This window comes from Rhodovibrio sodomensis (assembly GCF_016583645.1).
Lineage (GTDB): Bacteria > Pseudomonadota > Alphaproteobacteria > Kiloniellales > Rhodovibrionaceae > Rhodovibrio > Rhodovibrio sodomensis.
In genome coordinates this window covers 1-2921 of the sequence record NZ_NRRL01000219.1, presented here as the reverse complement: position 1 = coordinate 2921, position 2921 = coordinate 1, and the positions used below count along the sequence as shown (strand labels likewise).

Sequence of the window (2921 nt, the reverse complement as noted above, 5' to 3'; positions counted from 1 at the left end):
GAGGGCTGATGTCGGCCATCTGGGAAACTCCTGTCCTGAGAGTTGGTGGTCGGCAACCCCATCGTCTCAGGCAGGAGACCCGCCCGCACCTGTTATCCGCTAACCCCCGCGATAGCGGGTTCGTTCATTCTTGCTCTAGCTGGGCGCCGTCACGCCGCCGACGCCGGCGCCAGTTCGGCGACCGCGTCGCACAGGCGGTCCAGTTCCTCCTCGGTGGTGTAGTAGTGCACGCTGGCGCGCACGACCGCGTCCAGCCTTCGCCGGTCCATGTCCAGGCGGGTTGCGGCGCGCTCGCTGACCGTCACCCGGATGTGCTGCTCGGCCAGCGCCGCCTTGACCGCCTCGGCCGACCAGCCGTCCAGCGTGAAGCTGCAGATGCCGCAGGTGTCCCGCCCCAGATCGCGGATCGTCACCCCCGGAATCCGGTCCAGCCTGCGGCGCAGCGTGCTGGCGAGCCAGCCGATCCGCGCCTCGATCGCCGGCAGGCCCCAGGACAGCGCGTAGTCGACCGCCGTGCCGAGTCCGATCACGCCGGCGTAGTTGAACTCGAAGGTTTCGAACTTCCGCGCGCCCGGCTGGGGCGTGTAGGCGTCGGCGGCCGTCCAGCGCGCCGAGCGCATGTCGAGCGAGGCCGGCTCCAGCCGGTCGCTCCAGTCCGGGTGGACGTACAGGAAGCCGGTACCGCGCGGCCCGCGCAGATACTTGCGCCCGGTCGCGGACAGGAAGTCGCAGCCGATCCGCCGCACGTCGAGGTCGATCTGCCCGGCCGACTGGCAGGCGTCGAGCAGGAACGCCACCCCCTTGGCCCGCGTGACCGCGCCGACGTCGGCGGCGGGATTGACCAGGCCGCCGTTGGTCGGAACGTGCGTCAGGGCGACCAGGCGCGTGCGGGCGTCGATCGTGTCCGCCAGGCGGTCGACGTCGATCTGGCCGTCCGCGTCGCTCGGAACGACCGCGATCTCGACGCCCAGGTGCCGGGCCAGCTGCAGAAGGGTGATGTAGTTCGAGGCGTACTCCGCCTCGCCGGTCAGCACTCGGTCGCCGGCCTGCCAGGGCAGCGCGCGGACGATCCGCTGCCAGCTGGTGGTCGCGCTGTCGGTGAGCGCGATCTGCTCGGGCCGGCAGTTCAGCAGCTCGCCGAGCGCCGCGTAGGTGCGCGCGATCTGGCCCTGGGCATGCTGGCAGGCCTCGTAGCCGCCGTGGGCGGCCTCGTCGTGGATGTGCCGGACCTGCGCGTCGACCACGCAGCGCGGCATCAGCGCGGACCCGGCGGCGTTCAGGTGGATGCCGTGGCCCACGCCCTCGGTCTCGGCGCGGGCGCGCGGAACGTCGATCTCCATGGCGGGCTCGCCTCCCCGGCGGATGCAGCGCGTCCGGCCGGTGCGGCCGGTCCGCGTCTTGCTTTTTTCGCAGCGCCCAAGCGATATCGTAAGCGGCCCGGTTGCCGGGGCTCAAGAGCGCGTGCGCGCCGGTTTTGGGCCCAGGGGCGGGCGCTCGGCGCCGGCGTGATCGCGGGGTCTGCGCGACGTCCAGGGGAGGCGGTCGTGCTGGAGGGCCGGCGAAACCGTGAGGCTCGGCGGGACTTAACCGTCCGACGGAACAGCCGCGGCGGCGTCGTCGCGCTCCGCGATCCGGGCGGCGACGGCGGCCTGCTTTTCCGCCCGCCAGTGGCGGAACACCTTGCTGCGGTAGGGACCGGAGAACTTCGGCGTGCGCGAGTGGTAGACGCCGATCGCCTTGGTCCAGGAGTTCTCGCTGGCCCGCAGGTCGAGCAGGAAGGCGGCGGCGTAGGCGACGTTGTAGGCCGGGTCGAACGCCTGCTGCAGGCTGTCGAAGGCCTGGCCGTGCCAGTGCAGGTTCACCTGCATGCAGCCGACGTCGATGTTGGTGACGCCGCGCGCCTGGAGCTCGCGGACCTCGGCGACCGCGGCGGCCCGGCTCGGCAGATATCGCCCCCGGCCCTCGGCCATCACGGTCCAGGGCCAGGCAAGTCTTGCCTTGCTGCCGGCGTGCCAGCGCCCCGATTCGACTTTGGCCAGCGCGCCCAGCAGGTGGGCGGGCAGGTCCGGGCGGATTGCCTCCGCGGCATCGGTCGCCGCCGCGCAGACCGCCCAGGCATCGCCGCCGGGCGCCGAGTCGGCGCGGGCCGGGGCGGCTGCAAGCACGGCCAGCAGCGACGCGACGAGCAGGCCGGCGGCGGCAAGGCGGGTCACGGCGGGGCAGCGGCGGGACATCACGGGCGCTCCGGGCTCGGGATCGGCTGGCGCACCGGGCATGCAGGACCCGTGCCAGCCCGCCGGTTCGCCCCTAACGGCGATGGGGTTAATGCTGCAACGCACAGCGCGAATGCCCCGCGAGCGGTTGGGCGGACCAAGTTTTTACACCAACGATCCCCAGAATTGGGCGCTTTTGCCGCAGCCCGACATTTTTTGTTTGCATCGCAGCATCCGGCACCCCAGATTGTGCAGTGCGGCACGATGGCCATGTGGGTCATCGGGCCGTAACGCCCTTCATGAGCGTTTACCTCCCCAGACTTGGGCCGTGCGGACTTCCGCACGGCCCTTTTTTCGTGTGCCAGGCACGGCACTGATCTTGGAGGTGAAAGTCCTCTTCGTGGCCCTGGTGGCGGGAAGCGATAGCCGAAGGCAACTGCGTCGCCGCGAGGCGGCGTGGGGAGGAAGCCGGAGGCAAAGTGCGGGGCCGACGCACAGGAACCGGATACGAGGCCAGCGCGTGCGGGTAACCCGGCGAAATACGGGGACGCCCGATAGCCACCCGGAGCGCGCGCGGGTAGATCCGGCGGCGACCGCATGAAGGATCAGTGTCTTACCCTGGGAGGTCTCTCGGTTTCCCCGGGCGAGCCGGGGCAGGAGACCGGCGACGGTTTCCGATGGACCGGGAGAAGTCAGCCGAGGCCATAG

Annotated in this window: 2 protein-coding genes; both read right to left on the bottom strand. The window is 71.1% G+C overall.

From position 1 onward, the window contains the following. Positions 1–149: 149 nt before the first annotated feature. Positions 150–1340, bottom strand: coding sequence for an aminotransferase class V-fold PLP-dependent enzyme (locus tag CKO28_RS27150; protein WP_200344570.1), 1191 nt, complete (start codon positions 1338–1340; stop codon positions 150–152). A gap of 243 nt (positions 1341–1583) precedes the next feature. Next, positions 1584–2234, bottom strand: a complete 651-nt coding sequence (locus CKO28_RS27145; RefSeq protein ID WP_200344568.1) for a lysozyme family protein — start codon at positions 2232–2234, stop codon at positions 1584–1586. Between the last annotated feature and the right edge of the window lie 687 nt (positions 2235–2921).